This window comes from Bacteroidota bacterium (assembly GCA_030706745.1).
Classification (GTDB): Bacteria; Bacteroidota; Ignavibacteria; order Palsa-1295; family Palsa-1295; genus PALSA-1295.
The window spans coordinates 52038-78822 of the sequence record JAUZNX010000004.1; the positions used below are offsets into that span (position 1 = coordinate 52038).

General features: G+C 55.1%; 22 protein-coding genes. 14 read left to right on the top strand and 8 right to left on the bottom strand.

Going from position 1 to position 26785, the window contains the following annotated elements:
* Positions 1 to 74 precede the first annotated feature (74 nt).
* The gene (locus tag Q8902_06555) at positions 75 to 401 is read left to right on the top strand and encodes a hypothetical protein (GenBank protein ID MDP4199212.1); all 327 of its coding nucleotides are present in this window, start codon (positions 75 to 77) and stop codon (positions 399 to 401) included.
* A 116-nt stretch (positions 402 to 517) separates the two neighbouring features.
* Here the strand turns inward: Q8902_06555 and Q8902_06560 are convergent, their stop codons facing one another.
* Together Q8902_06560 and Q8902_06565 are read right to left on the bottom strand one after the other, a co-directional pair.
* Positions 518 to 2107: an oligosaccharide flippase family protein gene (locus Q8902_06560; GenBank protein ID MDP4199213.1), complete on the bottom strand. Its 1590-nt coding sequence runs from the start codon at positions 2105 to 2107 to the stop codon at positions 518 to 520.
* A gap of 107 nt (positions 2108 to 2214) precedes the next feature.
* Complete coding sequence (locus Q8902_06565; GenBank protein MDP4199214.1) at positions 2215 to 3111, bottom strand: hypothetical protein; 897 nt, start codon at positions 3109 to 3111, stop codon at positions 2215 to 2217.
* Positions 3112 to 3320: 209 nt separating this feature from the next.
* Here Q8902_06565 and Q8902_06570 point away from each other — a divergent pair, with 209 nt between their 5' ends.
* The 3 genes from Q8902_06570 to Q8902_06580 all read left to right on the top strand — a co-directional run bounded on the left by Q8902_06570 (position 3321) and on the right by Q8902_06580 (position 6229).
* Positions 3321 to 3971, top strand: a complete 651-nt coding sequence (locus tag Q8902_06570; GenBank protein MDP4199215.1) for a VTT domain-containing protein — start codon at positions 3321 to 3323, stop codon at positions 3969 to 3971.
* A 53-nt stretch (positions 3972 to 4024) separates the two neighbouring features.
* The gene (locus Q8902_06575; GenBank protein MDP4199216.1) at positions 4025 to 5674 is read left to right on the top strand and encodes a PAS domain S-box protein; all 1650 of its coding nucleotides are present in this window, start codon (positions 4025 to 4027) and stop codon (positions 5672 to 5674) included.
* Positions 5675 to 5785: 111 nt separating this feature from the next.
* Positions 5786 to 6229 carry a hypothetical protein gene (locus Q8902_06580; GenBank protein MDP4199217.1) on the top strand — a complete coding sequence of 148 codons (444 nt, stop codon included), beginning with the start codon at positions 5786 to 5788 and terminating at the stop codon, positions 6227 to 6229.
* Between the two features lie 71 nt (positions 6230 to 6300).
* On the opposite strand, the gene Q8902_06585 is transcribed toward Q8902_06580, so the two are convergent.
* The gene (locus tag Q8902_06585; protein ID MDP4199218.1) at positions 6301 to 7377 is read right to left on the bottom strand and encodes an MBL fold metallo-hydrolase; all 1077 of its coding nucleotides are present in this window, start codon (positions 7375 to 7377) and stop codon (positions 6301 to 6303) included.
* Positions 7378 to 7498: 121 nt separating this feature from the next.
* Here Q8902_06585 and Q8902_06590 point away from each other — a divergent pair, with 121 nt between their 5' ends.
* From Q8902_06590 to Q8902_06605, 4 genes are read left to right on the top strand one after another with little or no spacing between them, the layout of a single operon-like run.
* A complete protein-coding gene (locus Q8902_06590) occupies positions 7499 to 8302 on the top strand; it encodes an enoyl-CoA hydratase family protein (GenBank protein MDP4199219.1) in 804 nt (267 codons plus the stop codon).
* Between the two features lie 12 nt (positions 8303 to 8314).
* On the top strand, positions 8315 to 8860 hold the full coding sequence (locus Q8902_06595; protein ID MDP4199220.1) for an RDD family protein: 546 nt from the start codon (positions 8315 to 8317) through the stop codon (positions 8858 to 8860).
* Complete coding sequence (locus tag Q8902_06600; protein ID MDP4199221.1) at positions 8857 to 9258, top strand: RidA family protein; 402 nt, start codon at positions 8857 to 8859, stop codon at positions 9256 to 9258. The genes Q8902_06595 and Q8902_06600 overlap by 4 nt, the downstream gene beginning before the upstream one ends.
* A 50-nt stretch (positions 9259 to 9308) precedes the next feature.
* Positions 9309 to 10472 (top strand): acyl-CoA dehydrogenase family protein, encoded by a 1164-nt coding sequence (locus Q8902_06605; protein MDP4199222.1) that lies wholly within the window; start codon positions 9309 to 9311, stop codon positions 10470 to 10472.
* Positions 10473 to 10491: 19 nt separating this feature from the next.
* On the opposite strand, the gene Q8902_06610 is transcribed toward Q8902_06605, so the two are convergent.
* Genes Q8902_06610 through Q8902_06620 form a run of 3 tightly spaced genes read right to left on the bottom strand, consistent with a single transcriptional unit; the run spans position 10492 to position 15941 of the window.
* Positions 10492 to 12144 (bottom strand): hypothetical protein, encoded by a 1653-nt coding sequence (locus Q8902_06610; GenBank protein ID MDP4199223.1) that lies wholly within the window; start codon positions 12142 to 12144, stop codon positions 10492 to 10494.
* Complete coding sequence (locus Q8902_06615) at positions 12141 to 13829, bottom strand: hypothetical protein (protein ID MDP4199224.1); 1689 nt, start codon at positions 13827 to 13829, stop codon at positions 12141 to 12143. Before Q8902_06615 ends, Q8902_06610 begins: the two co-directional genes overlap by 4 nt.
* 18 nt (positions 13830 to 13847) lie before the next feature.
* Entirely contained in the window at positions 13848 to 15941 is a 2094-nt protein-coding gene (locus tag Q8902_06620) for a transketolase C-terminal domain-containing protein (GenBank protein MDP4199225.1), read from the bottom strand.
* Positions 15942 to 16172: 231 nt separating this feature from the next.
* Between Q8902_06620 and Q8902_06625 the strand changes: the two genes are divergently transcribed.
* The 6 genes from Q8902_06625 (at position 16173) to pstS (Q8902_06650) (ending at position 23348) form a co-directional block, all read left to right on the top strand.
* Positions 16173 to 17381 carry a hypothetical protein gene (locus Q8902_06625; protein ID MDP4199226.1) on the top strand — a complete coding sequence of 403 codons (1209 nt, stop codon included), beginning with the start codon at positions 16173 to 16175 and terminating at the stop codon, positions 17379 to 17381.
* 194 nt (positions 17382 to 17575) lie between these two features.
* Complete coding sequence (pstS, locus tag Q8902_06630; GenBank protein MDP4199227.1) at positions 17576 to 18586, top strand: phosphate ABC transporter substrate-binding protein PstS; 1011 nt, start codon at positions 17576 to 17578, stop codon at positions 18584 to 18586.
* Positions 18587 to 18885: 299 nt separating this feature from the next.
* Complete coding sequence (gene pstC, locus Q8902_06635; GenBank protein ID MDP4199228.1) at positions 18886 to 19902, top strand: phosphate ABC transporter permease subunit PstC; 1017 nt, start codon at positions 18886 to 18888, stop codon at positions 19900 to 19902.
* Positions 19899 to 20783: a phosphate ABC transporter permease PstA gene (gene pstA / locus Q8902_06640; GenBank protein MDP4199229.1), complete on the top strand. Its 885-nt coding sequence runs from the start codon at positions 19899 to 19901 to the stop codon at positions 20781 to 20783. The genes pstC and pstA overlap by 4 nt, the downstream gene beginning before the upstream one ends.
* A gap of 221 nt (positions 20784 to 21004) precedes the next feature.
* Positions 21005 to 22198 (top strand): hypothetical protein, encoded by a 1194-nt coding sequence (locus tag Q8902_06645; GenBank protein ID MDP4199230.1) that lies wholly within the window; start codon positions 21005 to 21007, stop codon positions 22196 to 22198.
* A gap of 103 nt (positions 22199 to 22301) precedes the next feature.
* Positions 22302 to 23348, top strand: a complete 1047-nt coding sequence (gene pstS, locus Q8902_06650; protein MDP4199231.1) for a phosphate ABC transporter substrate-binding protein PstS — start codon at positions 22302 to 22304, stop codon at positions 23346 to 23348.
* A gap of 324 nt (positions 23349 to 23672) precedes the next feature.
* Here the strand turns inward: pstS (Q8902_06650) and Q8902_06655 are convergent, their stop codons facing one another.
* Both Q8902_06655 and Q8902_06660 read right to left on the bottom strand, forming a co-directional pair.
* Positions 23673 to 23939, bottom strand: a complete 267-nt coding sequence (locus Q8902_06655; protein ID MDP4199232.1) for an acylphosphatase — start codon at positions 23937 to 23939, stop codon at positions 23673 to 23675.
* A 75-nt stretch (positions 23940 to 24014) separates the two neighbouring features.
* Entirely contained in the window at positions 24015 to 26756 is a 2742-nt protein-coding gene (locus Q8902_06660) for a YfhO family protein (protein ID MDP4199233.1), read from the bottom strand.
* Positions 26757 to 26785 lie beyond the last annotated feature (29 nt).

Consider the following 26785-nt stretch of genomic DNA (forward strand, 5'->3'; position numbering starts at 1 on the left):
CAGAGGAATAACTTGCTCTGCCCCCCTTGAAAAGGAGGGGGGAATAAATCAGTAGGGTTTAGGGTATAGTCATTATGCTACACCCTAAACCCTTCTTCTTTTTTATCGCGATGCTTGTGGCATGCACTCCTCGTCCCACAGAGCAGAATAGTGCAGCATTAGACGATTCTCTTAATATGCATCGGCGATCGATCACGGATGTACTTGCAGCACATACGGATGCCTGGATGAGAATCGAAGGTGTGACCGGTACCGGCGAAACGCAAAAAGCGGGCAAGCCCGCTGTGATGATTTTGGTCGATTCCCTTACCGATAGTCTGCGCAATAAATTGCCGGCAACGGTCGAGGGCTATCCGGTGGTGATTGAAACCACCGGATCCATTAAGGCATATAAGCGATAGAATACGTCATTGTGAGGAGGCCAAAGGCCGACGTAGCAATCCCGCGTACGAAGTCCTCGACTTCCTGGATGAGATTGCTTCGTCGTGCTTCGCACTCCTCGCAATGACTAATTGGCCTAACCGCCTTCGCGACGTCGTGCGGCGGCTTCGAGGGGCTCAGGCGGAACATTCACGGGCACGGTAGGACCCGAGAAACGGAGCATCTGTCGCAGCGCCTGAATTTCTCCCTTCGAGAAAAATCCGAAGAGAAACAGCGCACCAACGACGAGCAGAAAGATAGCGAGTTGATCGAGAATCATCGGTCCGATCGGTCCGATCAGCCTGATTGCTTTCGTTAAGCCGAACCCAGCCAGCGTTAGCGCCCCTACCAGCCCCACGCGTCGCCAATCATACTTCACGTAATACACTTTTTGTACCTGCCAGTAAATCGCGGCGGCCATCGCCACGTAGGCGAAGAGCGTCGCCAAAGCGGCGCCCATAATACCGATGCTTGGAATGAGCAAGATGTTTGCGATGATATTCACCGCCGCGCCGAGCCCCGTGATGAACGGCAGGACTTTATTGTGCTCCTTGATATAAATGCCGGCGATGAAATTCGTATACATTCCCTGGAAGATATACGCCGCGAGCACGACCGGAATAATATCGAGTCCTAACAGATAATCTTTGTTCTGGAAAATCGCGTGATGGAAGAGAGGTATCCGTACCGTGAGCACTTCCGGCAAGAACAACGAGAGCGCAAGAAACGCAAGACAAGCGATCAGCATGAAGTAGGTGAATACGCGCGAGAAGAGCAGTCGCGCGCGCTCATCATTCGTTCGCGACTCGCGCAGGAAGAATGGCCGCCAAGCGTATTCGAATAAGCTCACGAAGACCATCATCACAATCCCCATCCGGTAGTTCGCCTGATACACACCGAGCATAGCCAGTCCCAAATACGCCTGCACGATTGGTCGATCGATCACCTGCACCATCATCGCGCTGAGATAGGCCGGAACATTCGTGAGCCCGAAGGGCATCAGCTTCTTCATCACGGGGCGCGAGATCGAGAACTCGAAGCGCCTCGCAATTGTCGGCGCTAGCATCACGAGCATGGCGGCGGAAGCGATAAGATTCGCGAAGAAAATCGCGACGACGCCCTTGTGCAGAACGACAATCAGAACGATGTTGAGCACTAGCGTGATCACAATTCCGGTGAGACGGATCGCGCCGAACCATTTGGCGCGGCGGTCGATGCGCAACGCGGCAAACGGGATTACGTTCAGGCTATCGAGCAGAACGATCAGTGCGCTCCAACGCAGGATTTGGGTGAACGCCGGAATCCACTGCGTGATATTGACTTTCGGATCGTGGAAGACCGGCTGGACGATCCACGGTGCGATGAAGATAATCAAGGCACTTAGCATACCGCCAAAAATCAGGACGAAGAGAAACGGGCCGCTGAAGAGGCGCTTCTCTTCTTCCGCGCTTCGCTGTTCGCCATCGCCACGCGAAGCATAGCGGAAGTAAGCGGCTTCAAGCCCCATCGTGTAAAAGATACCAGCAAAGCTGATGTACGTATACATCGAGGCAGAAACACCATACATCTTCGGATCGAGCACGCTGACATAGAACGGGACGAGCAGGAAATTCAAGAACCGGCCAACGACCGTCGTCGCGCCGTAGATCAGCGTCTCCCGTGACAGGGCCTTGATTTGCTCGCGCATCTTGGCTTAACGAGGGTATGGGACAGAGGGTTTAGATTAGTCCTATCCAACAGTTGATCCCGTCAACAGCGACCGAGGCCTAAAGGCTGCAACAACCTGGTCACACACTACAAATTCAGCGTCAACCCAAAGACCAGTGTTTGGCTGAGCTGCCGGCGGAGTGAGATATTGGGGTCATAAACCAGATGACCAGAATAGTCGAGGCTCACGATCTTGTATTGCAGTCCTGCGAGCAAGAGTGAAGTCACGCGGGCGTTCTCGAAGTTAGTGAAGAATTCTTCCTTCTTCATCGCGACTGTTTTCCAGCCCGAGTGAAATCCGAAGCCATCACCCAGTGCGGTCTGGTAATTCATATCAATAATCCCAGCGATGCCCGACTCGAACGTTACCTGGTCCTGCACACTCGAAAGCGGACTCTTATCGGTCACGACAAAATTCCGATGCGATTGCAGGACGAACGAGTTCGCGACTGTTTGTTCCAGCGCGTATCCCACACCGGCCGTGAGATCGAACGTGGTGTTCCCATCCGCTGATAGCGAGGAGAGCCGTTTGCCAAGAAATAACGATTGATAGAGGAATAGCGGATCGAGGAAATCGGTCTTCGCGGTATCAATGATACCGGGCCGGAACTGGGTCTCGCCGGTTACTTCAAGGAACAGCCGTATCCCCAGCGCAGGCAAAACTGTATAGGATGGTGTGATGCTCGCGATGAGATCGTCTTGCGTCTTTTGAGGCTCTTCATGGGCCGTCGCAACTTGTCCGTACTTCGCATAGACGCTTGCACCGATCTGGAACGGCTCGCCATCCATGAAGATCTTGGCCTCCAAGCCGGTCAAAATATCGGCGGAGAAGGCCTCGTCGCCTGCCTTACTATCGCTTTGGACGGTTACCCCCAGTGAGAGAGAGACCGAGTGCGTCGTTGGATGGGCCGGTGCCAGGGTTGCAGTATCCGCGGCATGCGTTGTATCCTGCGCGCGGGCCGATGCCGCCGTCAATAAGGCCAAACAAGCAATCAAACAGATTACACGAAGACGCATAGCGGTTGAGACAATCTATTACTGCAGATGCGAAAATTGCGACTAGACTCTTTTTTGCAACAAACACCCCCGGCTTTTAGGTTTACTCCGTCCATGCACCCGTAGCGGATCACTAAGAGTGGATAGTATCCCCCACGAACCACTATTCACTCTCGATATTCATTCTATTCACTCGTATGAGTTTTTTCCACGATCTCTTCAATCCTGAAGGACTGAAGCACCTCGTCGTCGAGGGTGGCTACATCGCCTTGGCAGCGATCATTTTTGCGGAGAATGGCCTCCTCGTTGGATTTTTCCTTCCGGGTGATTCTCTGCTGATTACGGCCGGGATCCTGATAGGCTCGGGCGCGGTCGAGCTCCATTTTGGCTGGCTCGCAGCTCTGCTGGTTGCCTCAGCCATTGCTGGCGAGGGTGTCGGCTATTTCATCGGCAAGAAGACGGGCGAGCGGCTCTATAGCCGTCCGGACTCTCGATTGTTCAAGCGGGAGCACTTGATGCGCACGCATGCATTTTACGAGAAGCACGGTGGCAAAACGATTGTTTTTGCGCGATTTATTCCAATCGTCCGGACCTTTGTGCCGGTTGTTGCCGGCGCCGCACAAATGAGCTTTCGGCGATTCATGCTGTTCAATATCATTGGCGGAGTCGTCTGGATCCTGGCGGGTCTCTTGCTCGGCCTGTGGTTGGGCCGGACAGTGAGTAACATCGGCGACTATCTTTATCTCGTAATCGGCGTTGTGATCGTCCTTTCCGCGCTGCCGCCAGTGATCGAGTGGCTCCGCGCGCGCGGCAGGGCGCGTGAACGCCTCGCAAAGATGAAGGAATGAAGCACGATGAATCCGTGGTTTAGCTGGGGCCATTGCCTTGCAATCTTGCCCGGATGCACATACTTCAAGACTTAAAAGGATTTTTCTCACGCCTCGGCGCACACGAACACGGGGAGCACGAGCGTGCGCAAACTGCCCGTGACGCCGAACGCGAGGCGCGCGAATCCACGGCCGAACGCCGGCTCGAAGCCCTGCTCGATCAGTTGCCCTACGTCATTCTTTACGAGACGGGTGGCGGCCGCGAATACATCTCCCGAAATATCGAACAGCTCCTCGGCTACGAGGCAGATGAGCTGACGGCAGGCGATGGGCGGTTTACCGCGCTGATTCATCCGAACGACAACGCGAATTTGCAGCAGCGTCTGGCGGAGTGGGCGGAACATGGCCGGCCCGGGGCGTTTCACGCGCAGTTTCGAGTCCGCAAACGTTCTGGCGAATACATCTGGCTCGAAGACCAGATTGTTGCCGTGGACTATTCTGGCGGCACCGCTGAGGCGAGACAGGGGATGATCGGCGTGATGGTCGATATTACGCCGCGGCATTCCGCGCAATCGCGCTATCAAGCCATCGTCGAAGCGGCGGATGTCTCTGGCATTGGCTTGGTGATTATCGTAAGCCGAAACAATCTTCCGGTTGTCCTCTTCATCAATTCCGCGGCGCTTGCCATTACCGCGCATGCACCCAGCGAAGTCATCGGCCAACCGATTATGCAGTTCGTCGCCGAGCAAGAGCGGCCCAAGATTGAGCAGATCTGGCAGCAGTTTTTGCAGCACCAATTGGTCCATGATACTATGGAGATCGAGGTCATGCACCAGGATGGTCACCTCGTCCCCGTCTCCGCGGGATTCAGTGGAATCGAGCTCGACGAGGAGCCTGCCGTGATCGCGTTTATGACGGATAGTACCGAACGTCGAAAAGCCGAGCAAGAGCTCATCCAGGCGAAGATGGAAGCCGAGGAGATCAGTCATATCAAGTCGAATATTCTCTCGAATTTCAGCCATGAGTTGCGCACCCCACTGCACTCGATTTTGGGATTTAGCGCGTTGCTTGCCGAAGAAATCAAGGATTCGAGTCTTCGCGAATACGCGCTTTCGATCGAGCGAAGCGGTCAACGATTGCTCGCAACCGTAACCTCGATCATCGAGATTGCACAGCTCGAGTCAGGAGTCGGTGACCTGGTGCTATATCCCATGCCGATCTCGGAAGCACTCGAAACGGAAGTCGAGACATTCAAACCTCAGTTCGACGCGCGCGGACTCGACTTGCAGTTGCTCCTGCATCGACACGATCTCATCGTGCTTCTGGAAAAGAACCGGTTCCGAAAGGCGATCGAAAAGGTGATCGGGAATGCGCTCAAGTTCACACATTACGGTTCCGTCCGCATAGATCTTTCGGTCGAGGAGGAAGTTGGCAAAACGGCTCAGGCGGTCATTCGCGTGCGCGATACCGGGATAGGCATGTCCCCGGAGTTCGTCAAAACGGCGTTCGAGAAGTTCAAGCAGGAGTCGAGCGGCTTCAATCGGTCCTATGAAGGAACTGGTCTTGGCCTTCCGATTGCCCGGAGTTATATCCGGCAAATGAGCGGGACGATCGATATTGTCAGCGAGCCGGGAGAAGGTACCGAGGTAACTATTCGATTTCCGATTGTCGCGAAGATCCCCAGCGGAGGGTATTCGTTGCCACCCGGCTCACGCGCCAACTAAAGCGTCAGTTTACGCGGCCCTTAATGTTGATGGAAATTCAATCCGACATGATTTAAACCTTCGGGAAGTCCATTCATCTATACGCGGTACAAACTCTTTGAGGAGACTTCCATGAGACTGAAGACCTTAGCATTCACATTTGCATTCCTGACAGCACTCGCGACATCAGGCTTCGCACAGGTCCCGACGACGCCCGATAACGGTACCACAAACGGAGCGATGCTTACGCCCGAGCAACGTCTCGAAAAACGGCTGGCCCATGCACAAAAGAAATTAGATCTCTCGGACGATCAAGTCGCAAAGCTCAAAACCATTCTTGGAGAGAATATGACCAAGCTTCGGACCGATCGGCAAGCGCTCCGCTCAGCGGCGGAAGGCAGCGCCGAGCGCAAAGCCGCGCGGCAGCAGATGATGTCCGATATGAAGTCCATGCGCGAACAGCTCAAAAGTGTTCTGAGTCCGGAGCAGCTCAAGAAGTTCAAGCAGATGCGCCTCGACCAGATCGAACGCCAGGAGAAACGGCTGGAGCGGCAAAAGAAAATGTTAAACAAATAGTCGCCTCATTCCTGTCCGGAACGCCCTTTTCCCTCGTGGAGAAGGGCGTTCTTTTTTGGGCGGCACCAATGTTATCCCGGCCAGTCCGAGGGATAGGTCCAGGTTTGGCCATGCTCGGAAAGTGCAATGGCGTGCGGCTCATCGACCACTGCATGGAGCCACTGCAATGGCTCAAAACGCGGCTCGGAGGACTGCGTGAAGGTATTCCAATGGACCGGCACGATGGCGCGTGCATTCATTTCGCGCGTCATGCGCCAGGCTTGCTCGGGGTTGCAGTGGGTCTCAACCCACGGATTGTAGGTGCCGATCGGCATGATCGCACACTCGATCTCGCGGCCCGCTGCGCGCATGCGGTCGCCGAGCCGTAGGAAACTGGTTGTATATCCCGTGTCGCCACCAAAGACGATGGCATGCCACTGGCCGCTCGCGTCATGTTTCTCGATGAAATAAGCGTTGTAACTGAAGCCGTTCTTCTCTTTCCGTGACCGGCACGGGTCCCATGGCATGCGCCATCCGGCATGGCGGGGTTCGATCGCTTCGATGGTTATCGGCGACTCAGGAGATTCATGGATCTCATGCGACTCATTGGCCGCATAGGTCTTACGCTCGCCCCAATCCAAGACCTGCAAATCCGGCAAATTGAGGCCCTGATAGACTTTCTGCGTATTCGCAGCAATAATTGCGTGTTTCGCAGGACGCAACGCCCGCAGCGATGGAATGTCCGAATGGTCCATGTGGGCATGTGATATCAGAAGCAAGTCGATCGGAGGTAGTTCGTCTGGTTTGAGTGGCGCCTGAACCAGCCGGCGCGGCCCGACCGTGATCGGACCCACGTGAATCCCGGCGCGCTCGCTAAACACGGGATCGGTCAGGATCCACGTACCATAAAAATTGATCAGGACGGTCGATTGTCCTAACCAGGCGAGCGTCAAGCGGTCATTTTTCCAGAGGCGCCATTCGGGTTTGAACTTGGCGTCCTCGGGTTTCTGATGTCCAAGAAAATACCGGCTGAACGGAAAGTCAATGAGTTTTTTTTCAACTCGGACGATCGTGCGTGGTACCTTTTTCTCGATTTCGACCACCTTCTGCTCGATTTCACGGATGCGGTCGAGCGCGTGAGGATGTTCGTGAATTGTCGTATTGGCCATAAAAAGGCAATTTATGGTAAAGGCGCACATTTAGCGCACCCAGCTATGATACCTCTTCTATTATCGTGCCGCCTATCGTGCCGCCGCAGTTTTGTCGTATTTTTACAGGAAATAGTTGGCAGTGAATACCGAGAATAAAGAATCATACTACTATTCTGTCGAGCGTGGCATCGCACGCGTAAAATTCGCGCGGCCCGATACGCTGAACTCGCTGACCTTCAAGGTCTATCGCGATCTGACCGATCTTTTCTATCGGCTCCGGTTCGATGACACGGTGAAGGTCATCCTGCTCGAAGGCAATGGCCGAGGTTTTTGCTCGGGCGGCGATGTGCATGAGATCATCGGCGAGTTGCTCACGCGCGACGTGAAAGGATTGCTCGAGTTCACCCGCATGACCGGCGAACTCATCACGAACATGCGCACGCTCGAAAAGCCGATCGTCGCGGCCATCAATGGAATCGCTGCCGGAGCCGGAGCGGTCATCGCGCTGGCATCCGACTTCCGAATTTTCGCGCGCGAGGCATCGATCGCATTTCTCTTTCAAAAAGTCGGTCTCACCGCCGCCGATATGGGCGCGGTGTTCCTGCTGCCGAAAGTCGTGGGCGTTGCCCGCGCGACCGAGATGCTGATGCTCGGCGATAAGATCAGCGCGGATGATGCCTACCGGGTTGGTTTGGCGAACAAAGTTGTTGAGCTTGCGGAGTTAGAGAAGGAGTCGCTCGCGCTTGCCGAGCGTCTTGCCACGAGCGCAACGATGGCGCTTGGGCTCACGAAGCGGCTCATCAACAACGAGTGGAACATGGACATCATATCGGCCATCGAGCAGGAGGCAACCGCGCAGGCGCTCATGCTCCAATCGCGCGACCACCGTGAATTTCACGCGTCGTTTGCCGAGAAGCGCAAGCCGAAGTTTGAGGGACACTAACCATACAATACTATGGAATACACAATGACACCCCCGCCGGAACCGCAGGCCGCGACGACACCCGCAGCCGCGCCATTTGTGGCCTATGCCGGATTTTGGCGACGCGTTGCCGCATCGATCCTGGACGGGATCGTCGGCGCCGGCGTGGCCGGAATTCTATTCCTTCTCATTCTGATCTCGAGCGGCGGACTATCCGCTTCGCGGCAAGGTAATGCGCCCGCGGCGTTCGCGAGCATTATGCTTCTTTACGTTGTCTTCGTATTCGGTGGATGGCTCTACTGCACACTCATGGAGAGTTCAAAGTATCAGGGGACAATCGGCAAGCTGGCACTCAGCCAGCGCGTGACCGATCTGGAAGGCAAGCGGATCACCTTCGGCCGCGCGAACGCCCGGTTCTTCGCGAGATTTCTATCCTCGATGACCTGTGGCATCGGTTACATCATGGCGGCCTTTACACAGAAGAAGCAGACCTTGCATGATATGGTCGCTGGCACGCTGGTGCTCTCGCAGCAATCATCGGTACCACCCAGCGTGGCACAAAACGCATTTCAATCGTGAAACGCATCATCAATCCACCATCCCTGGTCATACCTTCAGGTTATTCGCATGGAATCGAGAGCCAGGGCGGCCGCACGGTCTACTTGGCCGGACAGGTCGCATTCGATTCGAACGGAAAGCTTGTCCATGAAGGCAATCTTGTTGGGCAGTTCGAGCGGGCGCTTGCGAATCTTCGCGAGACGCTGCATGCCGCGCAGGCGGAAATGACGGACATTGTCAAGTTACTCATCTTTGTGAAGGATAAGCAAGATTACCAGAAACATCTCAAAGAGATTGGAGGCGTCTATCGCACGTATTTTGGCCGGTACTTTCCGGCGATGTCGCTCGTCGAAGTATCGAATTTGTTCGAGGATGGTGCACTCATCGAGATCGAGGGAATTGCGGTGGTAAGTGAGTAGTGGATTGATCGACATTATCTCGGAACCTGGGATGCGGTGCAAATAAAATAATGGATTTCAACCTTAACGATCATCAGATCCACTGGCAGTCTGTCGCGCGCGAGTTCGCGCAGCAGCGCGTCGCGCCCATCGCGCGCGAAATGGATGAGTCTGGCGAAATGCCGCTCACGCTCGTTGGCGAGATGGCATCGCTCGGACTATTGGGATCAACACTTCCCAAATCGCTCGGCGGCAGTGAGATGGATAACGTCTCGCTCGCGCTCGTCTATGAGGAGCTTGGTCGTGCTTGCTCCAGCGTACGCGGGTTTATGACGGTGCATTCGTCGCTCGTCATGCAATGCATCCATCAATGGGGCACCGACGAGCAAAAGCAACGATACTTGCCCGCGATGGCAAAGGGCGAGGCGATTGGATGCTATGCGCTGACAGAACCCGAGGCTGGCAGCGATGCTGCGAGCATCCAAACAATCGCGAAAAAGAACGCCCTGGGCTACGCCCTGAACGGCGAGAAGATTTGGATCACGAACGGCAACATCGCGCGAATTGCAGTTGTGTTTGCTCGGCTCGATACGCTTCATAGCAAGAAGCCACACGAACAGGTAACGGCGTTTCTTGTCCGCCTCAACACTCCGGAAGTCGAACGATTGCGAATGCCTGGCGAGGAGTTGGGCCACCGAGCGAGCGACCACGCCACACTTGTGTTCCACGATACATCAGTGACCACTGAACTTCTGCTCGGCGGTGAAGGGATGGGCTTCAAAGTGGCGATGTCGGCGCTGGACCACGGTCGGCTCGGTGTGGCGGCCGGTGCTCTGGGCGTGCATCAGGCGTGCCTCGATGCGTCGCTGGCGTTTGTCCGGTCGCGCAAGCAGTTCGGTCAGCGCATTGGCGATTTCGAGATGGTGCAGTCCACGATCGCAGAGATGAAGGCGTCGCTCGATGCGTCACGGTTGCTCGTCTATCGCGCCGCGTGGTTGAAAGATCAGGGTCAGCCCACAAAGCTCGAAACATCCATCGCGAAGTACTTCGCAACGGAAGCTGCGGCTAAAGCTGCATCGGACGCAGTGCTACTCCACGGTGCACGCGGCTATTCGAACGAGTATCCGGTCGAGCGATATTACCGTGACATCAAAGGACTTCAGATTTACGAGGGGACGTCGTACATTCAGAAGATTGTAATAGCTCGAGAGGTGATCGGCAAGCCAAACGGGTAAGGGCGATCTCCAGGTCGTCCTAGTTGGTCTTCGTGTGTCTTCGTGTCCCGAGCAAGAAGACACATAGGGCTACGAAGGCCCCAAGACTGATCCAGCGTCCTAAAGTCTCCGATGAAGACTCCGTAAGCTGTGTTGTGACTGTGTGATGACCAGCAGGAGCTTTGAGTGTCAAGCGTCCGAGTGAGTCGGGGCTTGTTAGCATACTGCTGCCTTCAATATTCGCTTGCCACAGTGGCCAATACGCCCGATGCAGTGTCAATGTCACGTCATTGGGCGAATCATAGACAATGGTATCATGATAGGCAACATGTGTCGCGTTCAAAATTGTCGCGCCTTTTACAGTCCAGCCAGTATCCTGAGCCATTCGAGCTTTGGCAAGCGAGTCATATGGCGGCGACCAGCGTGTGGCATACTCAGGCGGATCGTCGGGCAAGCGAATTTCGCGCGCTCGAAGATGGATGCCCGAAAGCTGAACGATGATCAGTGGGACCATGCACAGCGACCACAACAAAACGACGTATGACGTTGTGCGCCAATGTTCTCGGCGGCTGAGATGATCGGCCCAAACCACCGCCATGAGAACCAACAGCACGCTATTTAACCGTGCCGGAAGCTGGATGATGGTAAACGGAAAGACGTGAAGAAAGGGGTAAATCGAAAACGGCGGTATCTGCAGCACAACGACGCCAGCCAGCAACCAAAACCATGACGAGAAGCGGTCGTCGCTCCTGAATGCGTTGCTTCGTGACCGCACGGTAACGAGCAGTCCCAATCCGCCGAGTAGCATCAGAAGTCCGTAGGCATTGATCATTACTGCCTGCGAAGTGAAGATGCCAAGAATCGGCGTGCTCTGCATAAACGGAAATGGCATCCAGAGCCGGGCAAGCTGCGCACTGTGATAATACGTTGCGACCGGCCACAGATAGAAAGCCGCGAGAAGTAAACCGACCGTTGCCGCACTCGTTAACAAACCCGTCTTGAACAATTGACCTTCCCGATCTACTACTAAGTACGTTCCAAGCATGAGCAGCACGCAAGCGGCAGTCGGAAGATTAGTGATGAACAAGAGAGCAATTGATACGCTCAGCAGCAGGAAGCCAATCGGACTAAATCGCCGCGTTGCTTTTCGCTCCCGGAGGATCATATCCAATCCCCAAAACGCAAGTGGCACAAACATGAACGCGACATGCTCGGAGAATGCGGCTCGCACCGTCATATTGAAGAAACGATATGGTGCGAATGCAAATATGACTGATGCGAGGAAGAGCATCGACTGCGGTGCGTTCGCATTCCGCCATCGCAGATAGAGATACATCGCGAGACCTGAAAGCGCGAGTGTAAGCAGTGTCACAATCTTGATGAGTGTCATCGCGCCCACGGCAGGCAGGAGCAACCCCACCGCGCTCGAGATCATGTACGCAAGCGGCGGATAGAGATAGAAGGATGGCGCGCCGAAACCATGGTATGAGTTTGGAAGCCACCTTGGATAGAGCATACCCGCCTGCCACAGGTGCCGCCACTCGCTCACCCAAAACAGATGCGATGGGCTGTCGTAGCCATCGAACGGCATGGCAATGAACGCGCCGATTTGTGCCACGGCCACGAGGATGAGTGCGGCGATGGCGATCCGATCAAGTTTACTTAGGGAGGCGGGCGGAAGCGCGCGATTCAACCGAGTGTTCCCTTTCTTCGAAATCCTACCCAAAAGATGGCACAAAGCGCCGCGCCGCTGGTCAGCCAGCCGGCCTGTTCAGCAGAGGACGTTGTGAGTTGGAGCGTTACGCGGTGGCGGCCTGGACCGATGGTAATCGTGAGCCGTCCTATGGTATCATACGATGTTCTGATGGATTCACCGTCTGAACTCACTTGCCATTGGGGCCAATAATTGCGATGAAAGCTCACCTCATGCTGCTGCTGGAAGTTCAATACAAGGGAATCCGCATAGGCTGCCGTTCCCAACAACTGAACGGATTCATGCGAGTTGAGACCGACGACAGAGACTTCGGGTAGCGTCCGAAAAGGTGCTAGCTCTTTATCCGTTGTTGTGTCTTGCGGTAATGCCCACTTTGGGACCATATATTCCCAAGTGCTGTCAGATGCAGCTGGATTATGGTGGTTGATTGAGAGTCCTGCAGCACGAGTCCCCATAACCAGAAAGAGCATGCACACCCAGGCGAGCGTAATCAGAGAAGCCGATCGAGAGGCATGGTATTGAAGATCCCTGGCCAGCAAAATGCTCACGACAGGCAGCAACAACATATCGAATCGCCATGGGAATTGCACGAGTACCGCCGGAGGAAAATACTCGAACATGAGACCACTGAGATAGGGACTTTGCACGAACAGTACAGCATAGATTGTCCACCGCCACGCGCGATTCGTCGCTTGGTCTGCAGCAGACCCACTCGAACGCGCAACAAGCAGCGCAGGCAACATCAGCAATGCCCCGACGATCGTAACCACTCCGAACAGATTGATAGTAATGTTCTTTAGAGAGAAAATGTCAAGCAGTGGAGTATTCGACTGCCCGAAGCGGTACGAGACCTGTTGAAACAACTCGTGTCGAATCGCACCCCCGAACAGAAGGGCCGGAAGCAGTGAGAATGCAGCAAGGCAAATGCCTAATCCCGCCGCCCCAAAGACAATCCAGATTAGCGAGCGACGCTCTCGCCGGTATTGAGCGACGGCATAGACTGCAAGCCCAACCAGACCGACGGTGCTCGCAGGAATGTTGGTAATCAGAAGTCCGAAACACCCCAGCGCAATAGTAAGGATGCTCCAGCGGTCTTTCTTGGCATCGATAAGAAGTCGATCAACTCCGAACAAAATAAGCGGAAGAAAAATAAAGGCGGTGTGTTCCGCTATGGCCCCGCGAACCTGTGTGTCGAGATACCGATAGGGTGCAAATCCATATAGCAGAGCCGCGATCCAGCTTCTCCATCCACTGATCTTCCGTGATCGCAGATAGAACAAGAATGAGCCCATTGAGCATAGCGTCGCGAGGACCGTTACGACGCGAAAAACTGCATCCGCAGAAAATGAAGGAAGCACCGCGTATACAAGACTTGCGATGACATAAACGAGTGGTGGATAAAAGTAGAATGCCGGCGACCCAAAACCATGGAGAGCCGAAGACAGCCAACGAGGATAGAGGATTCCTTGTTGCCACATCCGGTGCCACTCCTGAATACGGAATATGTGGTTCGAAGCATCACCAGCCGGAGCGGCAAACAACATCACAACAGTCTGCATGATCGCCATCACCAGAAGTGACGAGGTGGCGAGCTTTTCGATGAGACTGAGTCCATCCCAGAAGGAGCGAATCGGACTGAATGGCGGAGGATCGTTGGGAGTCATGGGACGCTGATGGTATGCTCAGAACGCCAGCAGTCGTTCGAGTGCAGCGCGAATATGCGAGGCTTGTGGAACAGAAGCTTCCATCAGCGTCGTGTTGTATGGCACCGGATGGTCCGGCGTGGCAAGCCGTTCGATCGGCGCGTCGAGATGCCGGAAGGCCTCTTGCGAAATAAAGCTTGCAATCTCGGCGCCAAAGCCACAGGTCCAGTTATCTTCATGGAGCACCAGTACGCGATTCGTTTTACGGACCGATGCGAGTACAGCATCTTTATCCCACGGGACGATTGTGCGAAGATCGAGTATTTCGACATCGAGTCCTTCGGCCGCGTGCGCGGCACGATCGACCATCGCGCCCCATGTCACGATCGTAGCGGCGTGGCCCTCGTTGTGAATGCGCGCCTTGCCAAAAGGAAGGACGAAATCATCGCCGGGGTAGTTCGTCCGTGCGTGGGAGGTATCCAGCAGCGCACGGTGCTCGAAGAAGAACGTTGGGTCATCGCCTCGCAATGCCGAGCGAAGTAGTCCAACCGCGTCTTCTGTGTTCGAGGGATATGCAATGCGCCAGCCGATGGTGTGCGCGAAGAATGCCTCACCGGAGACCGAATGCCACGGATCGCCGGTCTTCTTGCCAAACCCAACGGGGATGCGCACGACCATCGGTGCGGAAAATTTCGAGAGCGTCCGCCAGCGCATGGTGCCGCAATCGTTGATCTGTTCGGTGGCAGGATCGGCATACTTGCGAAATTGAATTTCCGGCACTGGCTTGAGACCCGCAATGGCCATTCCGACCGAGCGGCCAATAATGCCTTCTTCGTTAAGCGATGTATCGAAGACGCGGTCCGTGCCATAGCGGATCTGCAAATCGACCGTTGCACCATGCACGCCGCCCTTCGCGCCGACATCTTCGCCAAAAATCAGCAGCTTCGGATTCTTCTCAAGCTCCACCTCCAGGACCTTGCGAACGGCGTCCTGCAAATTCATTCTTGGACCAGCAACTTTGGTCTCATCAGTGTTTTGCGGCTCGTGCGAAAACACATGACGTCCCACAATCGCCGCATCCGGCGCGGGTGCGGCCAACGCGCGATCGGCGGCAGCGCGGACTTCATGCTCGACTTCCTGCACGAGTTTATCCCATGCGCTCTTGGAGTGCAACTTCGAATAGAACGATTCGAGCTTCGGTAATGGGTCGTGCGATTCTTCGATGGCGCGAAGCTCCTGCGATTTATAGCTCTGCGTATCAACGAATGAATGCCCCGAAAGCCGCGGTACTTCAACGCGAATCAGCGCAGGTCCCTGCCAGGCGCGAACATAGTCGACGGCCTCGCGAATGTGCTTCTCAGCTTCTTCGGGCTCATATCCACGGCACTCGAAAAGCTGCAAGTTTGAAAACGCGGCAAGATTGCGCGCGATGTTGCGCCCGGGCGTCTGGTAATCGCTCGTGACTGAAATGCCATAGCCGTTATCCTCGATGAAGAAGAGCATCGGCAATCCGAGTGTGGTCGCAATGTTCAGTGCCGCCCAAAAGCCGTTCGTTGCGGTCGAGCCATCGCCGCCGAGCGAGACGGTCATTGCGCGGTCGTAGCTCACGTCTCTTAACGTCTTCGCATAGTAGAAAATCGATTGCGCCCATCCCGCGCCGGGCGAGTATTGCGCGCCGACATCGCCGGAGGCCGGCAGCACCGTGCAGCGCTCGCGCGCGCGGAGCAGATGCACGACGCCAATGTCGCGGCCATCGGTCATCCCACCCGAACGTGCGAGCGAGCCGCGAAACGCTTCTTCAGCTGTGAGCCCTTGTCCCAGCACGAACGGCCGCGAACGATAATAGACGGTTGCGCCGTCATGCGGGTGCGTAATGTGCTCGGAGAGAATCGCCTGCGCCAGATCATGACCGCGAGCCGAAAACTGGTAGGTGACGAGCCCCTTCGGGGTCATCTCCTGCTCTTCGATGCGGTCGATCGCGCGTGACCGAAGTACCGTCCGGGCCACGCGGGTCCAGAATTCCATATTCGGAGTTTTCTCAGCGCTTACTGAGTGCGTACGATTCGGATCAACCCTGCTCTGCAAGCTTGCGAGAGGTTGGATGACATTGCGGACGACAGGATGCTTAGGCATGGAAAGTCAGGCGAAAACGATTAGTCCAGCGCTCTCGCGCTGGTGGCACAAACAGCGCATACGGATGGGATAATTTCCTGGGCAAAATTTTCTGACAATGACCATTCCAAATGTTGTACTTTTGCAGCGGTGAGCGTGCTGCGGTGAGCGCTTGTTGCAGGTGAGCACTTCCAGCGGCGAGCCCGAGGAAAGCCTTCGCGCTTTGGCACCCTCAAGAAACATATTAATCCTATGAGACCGCTTCTTTTATTCATTCTACTCCTCTTCCTTACTCCAACTGTTCAGGCGCAAGTCTGGCAGCAGGTGTTCGGCCCGCGTGGTGGGTCGGTCCGGGCGCTTGCGGCGGATGCAGGGCACATTTATGCCGGCACGGACAGCGGCGTGTTTGTTTCGGGCAACGGTGGCACGACGTGGGATCACGACACCATCGGTCTCTCGACGCTCGCGGTGTATTCGCTCGCAGTGACGCAATCGGGCGCCGTGCTGGCTGGCACGAATGGGGGCGGAGTGTTTCGGTCGAGCGATCACGGCGCGCACTGGGCTAGCTCGAGCACGGGACTTTTCAGCGCAAAGAAAATTCTCTCGCTTGCCGTCGATCGCCACGGCAATGTGTTCGCTGGCGATTCGGTGCAAGGTGTTTTTCTTTCCACAGACGATGGCCAGAGCTGGAATTCACGTAGCGCTCAGATGCCAGACTCGACCACATGGTCGCTCATGGTGACTCCAAGTGGAATGCTCTATGCCGGAACGACGGGCTACATTTTGTTCTCGACCGATCTTGGCGACACTTGGACCCCATTCTCAACGCCGTACGGTAAGATCTATGGCTTGATGTCGGATTCGAGCAACGGCGTGTATGCCGGATCGGATCAAAACATCATCTATGAGACATACGCCGGTAGTTCGTCGTGGCGGTTCGCTCAGCCCACCGGCATCGGACTTATCTATCGTGGCATGGCGACGGATGGTCAAGCCCTCTATGCCGCCTCCACCGGCTATGGGCAAGGACTCGGTGTTTTCAAATCGTCTAATGGCATACAATGGGACCAGATTGGACCAGGCACCGATCCCTCGATTTACTCGCTGGTTGCTACGCCATACGGCGATATCCTTGCGGGATCGATGCACGGCTATATCTTTATGCTTTCCGGGCCGCCGCGATCTGTTTCGAAGTCTGGTTCGAATGGTCTCAGTGTGTCAGCCTATCCAAATCCATTTGCCTCGAACATACGGGTTCATCTCACGATGTCTGCAAGTCGTGTTCTGAGTCTCGCACTATATAATCAGATGGGTGAACGCGTCGCGTCATTGTATGATGGCTGGTGTCCGTCCGGCGAGCGGACAGTAGAGTGGACCCGCTCGATACCGCCGGGCAGCTATTTTCTCGTGATGCAGAGTGATTCAACGCGGACTGTTATACCAATGGAATGTGCCAAATAAGGCAGAGATCGTGAAGTAATATTGCGGTGCTCAAGTGATAACTGTATGATAACTGCGTTTGAGAAACCGCAGAGCCCCTCTTGCACCTATCACACCCGCGAACTATAAGGTGCGTTCGCTGATCTGTTAATTCACGGCTCCGCCGAAGTTCGCTTTTTTAGGCAGCTTCCCCAAATCACGATAACCATACCCCTATGATCTCAAAGATTTTGTCGCGTGCCGCTTTGCTCGCGATTGGAATAATCATTCTAAGCAGTCAAACGGTTGCGCTTCGGGCACAGGCGCTCAACGGTGCTGGCTCGTCCTTCATCTATCCCGCAATGACCAAGTGGGTCGATGAATACAAGAAGACGACTGGAACGAGTGTGAACTACCAATCGGTCGGTTCCGGCGCTGGTATCAACAACCTGATTGACGGCACGATCGACTTTGCCGGCAGCGATGCTCCGATGAATGCGGACGAGAAGGGCCGCGCAAAAGGGCCGGTCATTCATTTGCCGGCTGTGATCGGCGCCGTCTGCGTTTCGTACAATGTCGAAGGCGTGCAGAGCGGACTGGCTCTCACCGGCGATGATATTGCCGATATCTTCATAGGTAAGATTAAATACTGGGACGATCCGCGACTCACGAAGAACAATCATGGGCTGAGACTCCCGCATGAGGCGATCTTCGCAGTCCACCGTTCGGATGGATCGGGTACGAACGCCATCTTCACGAGCTACCTTTCGAAGGTCAGCCCGGAATGGAAATCCAAGATTGGCGAAGGCAAGACCGTAACCTGGCCGGAAGCGAGCCTCGGCGGCAAGGGTAACGCCGGCGTGGCTGCGATCCTGAAGCAACATGCGAATTCGATCGGATACGTCGAACTCGCGTATGCAGTCGAGAACAAGATTCCGTATGCGCGGATCATGGGCCGCAACGGCCAGTGGATCTATCCGACGGTTGGCACAGCTAACCAGGCTGCAGCAGCCTCTAAGATTCCGGAGGATCTGTGCACGATGATCACGGATGCAAGCGCAGGCTACCCGATCACCGGTATTAGCTGGCTCATCGTCTATAAGACTTCGCACCAGCCGGCGGAACTCAAGAAGTTTCTGAAGTGGACCTTGACCAAGGGCCAGGCGTACACCAATAGTCTCTACTATGCGGCCATTCCGGAAAGCATGGTCAAGAAGGAAATCAAGTTAATTGATTCGATCCAATAAGCCTTAGTGGATGCATGAGATCGGAGCGGAGGTCGGGTCGTTTGTCTGACCTCCGCTTCAGATCCGATCCGGCAATTGTTCGATGGTTGGCTCGCCGCCGGCGATCATGAAATTGTCGCCAAGGATCTGCAAATGCCGGCCGCAACGTATTTCTTGTGTATTTCAAGCCACTCTGGAACGCAAATGATCCCCATATCACGATTGCACTGAAAAGGCCTTCCGAAATGATAATGATTTGATAACGGAGTTTTCGAAACGGGCGCTGGTACCGGGTAGTTGTGGCCATCCGATCGATGGCAATGCAAGAGAGCAGTCTAAGTGTCGTGAAACCTCCGAGCGCAATTCGCCTGGGACTTGGTGCCGCCATTGGCCGGAATTCGCAGATTGGTGACCGCGTCTATCGAGGCGTGCTCACCGTGGCCGCGATCAGCGTGCTGCTCATAATCATCGGGCTGCTGCTCGAGTTAGTCCTCGGTTCGCGCCAATCGATTGGCGCCTTCGGTCTTCACTTTTTAACGGACAGCAAGTGGGACCCAAACGGTCAGCACTTTGGTGCGTTGCCGTTTATCCTCGGTACGCTGTATTCTTCGTTCTGGGCGTTGGTGATCGCGCTTCCGATCAGCATTTTTACGGCAATCTTCCTCTCCGAGATCGCGCCAGCATCGCGCAGGATGCGCTGGGTTGAGCGGCCGGTCTCGTTTATGGTCGAGTTACTCGCCGCAATTCCCAGCGTGGTCTATGGACTCTGGGGCGTGCTGATTCTCCAACCCTGGCTCGTAAAGTACATCGAGTCCCCGATCGCGAAGAGCCCCCTTTCAGCATTGCCGATTTTTGGCGATACCGCGAATGGATACGATATGTTGGCCGCATCGTTAATACTCGCGATCATGATTCTGCCATACATCACAGCAGTTTCGCGCGATCTCTTACGGGCCATTCCGCGCAGCGTTCGCGAAGGCTCGTATGCACTTGGCGCAACCCGGTGGGAGACGATCAAAGGCGTGGTGCTGCCATACGCGCGCGCCGGGATCATCGGCGCCGTGATGCTCGGATTTGGCCGTGCGCTTGGTGAGACGATGGCGGTCACGATGGTCATTGGTAACGCGCCGGTCTTCAAGACATCGCTCTTCAGTTCGGGCTATACGCTCTCAAGTGTGATCGCGAATGAGCTGGCGGAGGCGTCGGGTCTGTATCGTTCGGCATTGATTGAGATCGGGTTGTGCCTTTTCCTCATTACGCTCGTTGTCAATGCCGGTGCGAAACTCCTGATCTATTACACGGCGAAAGACCTGAACGCGACCGGAGGGAAAGTATGACCGAGACTGCTTCACTGTTTCGTCCGACCGGGCGCTCGCGGTTTCGCCGAAGCCTGAGCGCGGCCATGGCGGGCATTTCGATAGCCGCCGCGATCATCGCCTGTGTGGCACTGCTCAGTGTGCTGGTCTATATTGTGATCAATGGTGTCGGCTCAATGAGCCTGAGTGTCTTTACCGAGGGTCCAGTCCCGATGGGCCAGCCCGGTGGCGGATTGCGCAATGCAATTGTTGGGACGCTGATCCTCATGAGCATCGGTTCTGTCATTGGACTTCCCATCGGTATCTTAGGTGGTGTGTATCAACTCGAAACGAACACGCGTTTCTCGCGAATACTCAGATTCTTTACGGACGTGTTGAACTCGATTCCGAGTATCGTCATGGGACTCTTCGCCTATCTTATCGTGGTGCTTCCAGTCGCTCAGATCTCGCCGGGACATGCGTTCTCCGCGTTTGCAGGTGGTGTCGCGCTTGGGTTTCTCATGATCCCGACGGTCATGCGAACAACGGAGGAAATTCTGCGCCTGGTCCCGACGACGTTGCGCGATGCCTCCCTGGCGCTGGGTGCGAGCCGCTGGCGGACGACCTGGAGTGTGATTCTCCCCGCGGCACGAGGTGGCATTGTTACGGGCGTGTTGCTGGCGCTGGCGCGTATTGCCGGGGAGACGGCCCCGCTGCTCTTCACCGCATTCGGCAATCTCGATTTCAACATGCGGTTGGACCGGCCCATCGACGCGCTGCCACTCAATATTTTCAATTATGCAACGTCACCATACGAGAATCTTCACCATCTCGCACTGGCCGGAGCAATTATACTGCTGGCGATCATTCTCATCTTATCGTTGGCCGCACGATGGGCGTTGCGCGGGCACACGATGGAATAATGAGGCCATGAATCCAGCTTCACCGGGATTATCTGTTTCATAAGCCTTCGTTAACAATCACATAATGCCAAACAGGTATTTTTGTGGACGTGATGAAAATACGATTCAGTAACGCAATCATTATCTCACGCAAACAGCTTCAGAATCTGCTGCTCCGACGAGAGTTCGCCTTCCCGGACGGGACAATGGATTGCCCCCCAAGAAATCACTTAACCATTCAAATGAAGAAACTTACTACTTCCTTTGCTTTCGCAATTCTCGCTGTGTGTCTGGCGCATTCCGCCTTCGCGCAGAATGCTGATTCGACGTTCAAGCCACATGGCCAGCTCGTCGGACAACTCTTCGCCGATTACTATTACATGATGTCGGCAGACACGGTCGGCTTTGGTGGTAAGGGTTATTATGAACCCGCCAAGAATTCCGGCTCCGCTTCCGTGAATGCGAACACGAAGTTTTTCCAGGCATTCGATGTTCGCCGTGTACAACTCGGTTATAATTATATGTTCACTAAGACAGTCACGGGCAAATTCTTGCTCGAGCACGAAAGCGGCGCGACCGGCGGTGACGTTCTTGGAGATAACAAGCGTGGCATGTATGTGAAGGAAGCCAGCATCGCATTTGCGAACGCCATCCCGATGGGCACCGTGATCGTCGGCCAGCAGGCAACGAATGTGTTTTCGGTCGATGAGGGCCTCATGGGCTACCGTCCGATCGAGAAGTCACTCCTCGATATGCGCGGCATGAGCGAGGCCGGTTCGAACGATCTTGGGATTCAGCTCGTCGGCAATATCGATAAGGATAAGAACTTCGGCTATTCTGCTATGATCTCGAACGGCGTCGGTGCCAAAGACGAAACCGATAAGTACAAAGACTTCACCGGTGAGGTCAATGCGAAGTTCCTGGATCAGCATATCGTCATCGATATCGCCGGCGATTACATGGACAAGGCCACCCAAAAGAAGCTATACAACAAGACGAATACGGACTCCGCGACGAATGTTGACCAGTCGAATTCGCTCATCAAGTTCGCGGCGGCGTACACATCCAGCCAGGTGACCGTCGGCATCGTCTATGCGATGCACACCCTTGCGGGCCAGAGCCTTTCCGTGGCCGGTACGGACGCAGTTCAGACCGGACTTTCCATCTTTGCACGTGGCGCCATCATCCCCAAGCAACTCAACCTCTTTGCTCGCTACGACATGTTCGATCCCGATTCGAAGGCCAGCAGCGATAACTATCTGGGACCGAAAGAAAACTTCATCGTCGCCGGTCTCGATTGGATTCCGGATGTCGATGCGCAAAATGTCCACGTGATGCCGAATATCTGGATGAACACGTTCAAGGACAAGAGTTCGGCCGCTAAGGACTTCGCAGGCATCACAGTTGCCCGCCTCACATTTTCCTATAAGTACTAAGCACCAACCTCATCAGAATGCATGAAGGCTGAGGGATAGCGGATTCGATTCCGTATCCCTCACCTTCATCATAAAAGTTTACTAATCATTCATACTGACCATCATGCTTAGACGAGTTTCAGCATTTCTTACTATTGCGATCGCGGCAGTCTCGCTCGCAAGCGGCCTGCTCACCAGTTGTGGCGGCGGCAAATCGAACAACCCCGATTCCACCGCGACCGCGACGACCGGCCTGACTGGCGCGGGTTCCACGTTTATCAATCCGATCATGACCCATTGGGCCGAGGAGTACCCGAAGGATGGCGGCGTCTCGATCAATTATCAGAGCGTCGGCTCGGGCGCCGGCATCAACAATCTAATCGATCACACCGTCGATTTTGCAGGTTCGGACGCGCCGATGAATGCGGACGAACTTGCGCGTGCCAAAGCGCCGGTCATTCATGTGCCCGCCGTAATCGGTGCGGTCTGTGTGTCGTACAATGTTGCCGGCATTACCAGCGGACTCAAGCTTACGCCACAGGCCATTGCGGATATTTTCCTTGGCAAGACCCAATACTGGGACGACAAGTCGATCGCGAGTGTCAATCCCGGCATGAAACTGCCACACGAGAAAATCTTCACGGCGCACCGGAGCGATGGCTCGGGCACTACGGCGATCTTCACCGATTATCTCGCGAAGATCAGTCCCGAGTGGAAGACGAAGATTGGATCCGGGAAGACGGTCACGTGGCCGGAAGGCACGCTCGGCGGCAAGGGCAATGCTGGTGTCGCACAAATTCTTCAGCAGCATGCGAATTCGATCGGCTACATCGAGCTTGCCTACGCGGAGCAGAACAAGATTCCGTATGCGAGCGTCCAGAATTCGGCCGGTAACTTCATCGTACCCAGTGCAGACGCCGCAGCGGCCGCAGCCGAGGCATTTCCGATGCCGGATAACATGACGGCAATGATCACAAATACCTCAGCCGCGCAAGGCTACCCGATCACCGGCTTTTCGTGGATTATCACATACAAGGATAGCCCGAAGGCCGATGCCGTCAAGAAGTTTATCGCGTGGTCCACGACCAAAGGCCAGGCAGATTGCAAGGCGTTGTACTACGCGCCCATTCCGCAGTCGGCGGCAGCAGCAGTGGCGGCAGAGCTGAAATAGAACCGAGATCCCAGTAAAGGCCGTTTAAAATTGAAAGGCGAATACTATAAATAGTACTCGCCTTTCTGTTCTCTCGCCCTGTTCTTTATGTGACTGTAGGAGGTCAAGATGAGACGGATGATTTCATCATCCGCTGAAAAGACTCGTTTAAAGAGTGAGTTACTCTGTGCTTGATCTTAATACAATTCCACTGCCAACTGGTCTGGGAAGGAAAAAATGGCGATTCCGGCGTTCTTTGTGGGTTGAGGTAATTTCGCTTTGCATTTTCCATTACAAAATGCAAATCAAGTTGAGCTTATGAATCAGTCCCGGCAAGCCCGCGATCTATCCCACGGAAAAATCTATCTCGCCGGGCTGTGTTTCGCGCTCTTCGCGGACAACGTTAGTCACTTGCGCCGCTCGCGGTCCGCGAGTAACCGCTTGCACGAACTGTACAAGCGAGGCTTCATCGCCTTGCGCTTCGATCTCGACCGATCCGTCATTCGTGTTGCGGGCAAAGCCGGTGATACCTTGCCGCTCTGCTTCCCGCGCACAAAAATAGCGGAAGCCAACGCCCTGAACGCGACCGGAGACGACAAGATGGATTCGCATCAACTGAAAAATGATGAATGTAGAATGATGAAACAAGTATGGAGCCATTCATCAGTCTACATTCATCATTCAACATTAGGCTTCAGGCGGCACGACCTCGACTTCGGGTTTCTTCCGCTTCCGCATGTAGTAGAGACTACCGGAACCGACGATGAAGCCCAATAGCCCAATCACGTTCGTAAACAGCGAGACCGAACTGCCGGTCGCATATTGCGGATCGTAATAAGTAAACTTCACATCGTGCTGACCCGCCGGCACGGCGATCGCGCGGAAGGCATAGTTGGCACGCCAGATTGGGGTTGGTTTGCCATCGATCGTTGCACTCCAATCGGGATACCAGGCATCCGACATGAAGAGTAGCCGGTTGCCGTTCGTGTGGGTCCGGAAGCTTACGTCTTCATTGTGGTACTGCATGGAGGTGACCGTTTCGCTCGAATCGATTGGTGCGGTCGAGAGTTGCGGCATGTCCTTCGGCGTATCGAAGAAATAGAGGACATCGCGCGGATTGAATGAGCCGTCGTGCATCGCGTGAAGGATATCGAGCTTCGGCTTGACTTCGTAGCGATACGCAAAGAATGCCCGCGGCAAGGCCTGCGGATTCTCCCAGACGATAATCGGCTGCGGCGGCTTGCCTTGCTCGGTCGTGACCGGCTGCTCTCGCGATTGAAATGCCCCCCGGAAGCGCGCTTGATCGTCGGAGATCAAACCAGGTGCAATGATATACTTCGTGTTCAGCAGATTCCACATGAAGGGATTGAAAATCCCGTTGCCCTGCATGTTGCCGGTTTCATCCACGACATCCTGAATCTCTCGCATCTTCGCGGCATGGTACCCGCCGGCAGTTTGCAGGCCATAGCTGACTAATGCGTTCGAGGGATTCGATTCTGTCAGATCCGTCACGCGATACAGCGAAGTATCGCGCTTGATATAATCAATGTAGTCGTGTGGCGTAAACGCCGACTGATAATCCTCGCGCGTCACGATATTCATTGGTCGTGTATCGACACGCCAGAGATCGAATATTGTCAGCAGAAAAATACCGACGCCAAAGATCAGCGGGGACGTCTTGCGCTTCAGGAAAAAGAAGACGAGTACGCATGCGCCACTCGCGAGGAGTGCACAAATGAGCGCGTCGTTGGCCGCGGTGGATGCTGCGAAATCGGCAATGGCAGAAGCCGCCTGACCGTAATACCCGGCGGTCCGACTGTGCATGAAGCCATCATGGACATTCGACGTGATGGCGCTTCGACCAACCAGGGAAATTACCAGGAAGGCGCCAGCGATATACATCGCGCGCTTGAAATGCCCGAGAAGGCGCGCATCCTCTTCAGGATTTTTGAGCTTCCAGACACGGAGGATTTCCTCGAACGTGAGTGCAGCCAGAATTGGGAATGCAAGCTGCATCAATACGAGTGCCATCATTGGCGCTCTGAACTTATTGAACATCGGGAAATAGTTGAACATCGGCCGGAACAGAATCGACCAGTTGCCACCGAACGATAGCAGAAGCGCGACGAGGCTGATGATCGCAAGCGGCGGCACGAGCCGCTCCCGTCGCCATAGCGTCAGGATGCCGATGATGGCAAAAAAGAAGACGACGATGCCCGTGTAGTTGGCGGCATCGGTGCCGTTCATTTGTCCCCAATACGTCTCGATCAGCTTGCCTTGCGCTTGCTCCAACTCACTGCCAGAGTATGGCATTTTGCCAAAGCCATAATACGCGGGGATGACGAACGTGATCATCTCGGCAGGCGAGAAGCTCCAGGCGGTCGCGTACGTCCAATCGAGTCCGCCGGAAGCGGTCGTTGCGTGATTCGCAGAGGCTTTGTTTTCCGGGTTGCTGGGGTCGCTGATGGGCGCGGCGCCGCGAATCGAGTACGGTTCGTATTCGAGCGAAGTCAGGTAGCGATCGGCCGACATTGCGAAGGCAAGTCCGACCATCAATAGCGCCAGCACGCCACTGCGCACCAGCGGACCGATACGCTTCGGCTTCGAATCGACCGGATGCGCGCTGAACAGCTCGACCACAAGTGAGACGACGTAGTAGAGCAGCACCGCCAGGAAGATATAGAACGCCATCTGCGGGTGATTCGCCTCGAAGAGAAAATGAAATGACGTGGCCAACACGGCGCACCACAAGACCACCCGCTGCCACTGCAACTTTGGAGTCCGAAGCTTTTCAATGCCCATGAAAATATAGGGCATCGTCATAATGGCGAAGATCTTTGTATTGTGGCCGATCATTACATACGTAATGATCCACGTCGAGAAAATGGCGCTGAAGGCCGCAAAGAGGGCGACAAGACGCGAAGTATTTCGCGTCGCCCGGAGCAACAAATACATGCCGACGCCAAAGATGAAGTAATGCCAGATATGCGGCATGACATCCGGGTTGGGCAACAGCGCGGATGGGATCGAGCGGACAACATCGAATATCTCGTGCGTGAGATCGTAAGCGCGTTCCGGTGTGATGACGAACGCGAAGCTTGGCATCCCGCAAAAAATATTCGGGATCCACTGCGGAGTGTTATCGCCCTGTGCTTTGGATTGCTCGAGGAACGGCCGGAGCGCGTCGAACGCCTGATTATCACCCGCGCTGAAGGTATGCGTGGAGTCCAGCACGCCGCGGAAGAAAAACAGCAGCGAGCCGAAAAGCATCACAATCGCGACGGCGTCGCGCCACCGCTCCGGAATGAACGAGCCGGCCGTGCGGGCTGCGCCGTCCGCGCTCACCTTCATGGAGCCGATGTGCCTATCGGTTGTTGTGCGAGTGGGCTTGGATTGCGGAGCGTTGCGTTGCTTCGGAGCTGTGGCCATGCGTCAGGTCGATTGAAGTGAATGTAGAT

Excerpts from the sequence above, each read along its gene's own strand:
- Q8902_06615 (MDP4199224.1), bottom strand. The coding sequence starts at position 13,829 with ATGACTCCCAACGATCCTCCGCCATTCAGTCCGATTCGCTCCTTCTGG.
- pstS (MDP4199227.1), top strand. The coding sequence starts at position 17,576 with ATGATCTCAAAGATTTTGTCGCGTGCCGCTTTGCTCGCGATTGGAATA.
- Q8902_06575 (MDP4199216.1), top strand. The coding sequence starts at position 4,025 with ATGCACATACTTCAAGACTTAAAAGGATTTTTCTCACGCCTCGGCGCA.
- Q8902_06660 (MDP4199233.1), bottom strand. The coding sequence starts at position 26,756 with ATGGCCACAGCTCCGAAGCAACGCAACGCTCCGCAATCCAAGCCCACT.
- Q8902_06560 (MDP4199213.1), bottom strand. The coding sequence starts at position 2,107 with ATGCGCGAGCAAATCAAGGCCCTGTCACGGGAGACGCTGATCTACGGC.
- Q8902_06580 (MDP4199217.1), top strand. The coding sequence starts at position 5,786 with ATGAGACTGAAGACCTTAGCATTCACATTTGCATTCCTGACAGCACTC.
- Q8902_06620 (MDP4199225.1), bottom strand. The coding sequence starts at position 15,941 with ATGCCTAAGCATCCTGTCGTCCGCAATGTCATCCAACCTCTCGCAAGC.
- Q8902_06645 (MDP4199230.1), top strand. The coding sequence starts at position 21,005 with ATGAAGAAACTTACTACTTCCTTTGCTTTCGCAATTCTCGCTGTGTGT.
- pstC (MDP4199228.1), top strand. The coding sequence starts at position 18,886 with ATGCAAGAGAGCAGTCTAAGTGTCGTGAAACCTCCGAGCGCAATTCGC.
- Q8902_06595 (MDP4199220.1), top strand. The coding sequence starts at position 8,315 with ATGGAATACACAATGACACCCCCGCCGGAACCGCAGGCCGCGACGACA.
- Q8902_06655 (MDP4199232.1), bottom strand. The coding sequence starts at position 23,939 with ATGCGAATCCATCTTGTCGTCTCCGGTCGCGTTCAGGGCGTTGGCTTC.
- pstA (MDP4199229.1), top strand. The coding sequence starts at position 19,899 with ATGACCGAGACTGCTTCACTGTTTCGTCCGACCGGGCGCTCGCGGTTT.
- Q8902_06555 (MDP4199212.1), top strand. The coding sequence starts at position 75 with ATGCTACACCCTAAACCCTTCTTCTTTTTTATCGCGATGCTTGTGGCA.
- Q8902_06605 (MDP4199222.1), top strand. The coding sequence starts at position 9,309 with ATGGATTTCAACCTTAACGATCATCAGATCCACTGGCAGTCTGTCGCG.
- pstS (MDP4199231.1), top strand. The coding sequence starts at position 22,302 with ATGCTTAGACGAGTTTCAGCATTTCTTACTATTGCGATCGCGGCAGTC.
- Q8902_06585 (MDP4199218.1), bottom strand. The coding sequence starts at position 7,377 with ATGGCCAATACGACAATTCACGAACATCCTCACGCGCTCGACCGCATC.
- Q8902_06570 (MDP4199215.1), top strand. The coding sequence starts at position 3,321 with ATGAGTTTTTTCCACGATCTCTTCAATCCTGAAGGACTGAAGCACCTC.
- Q8902_06625 (MDP4199226.1), top strand. The coding sequence starts at position 16,173 with ATGAGACCGCTTCTTTTATTCATTCTACTCCTCTTCCTTACTCCAACT.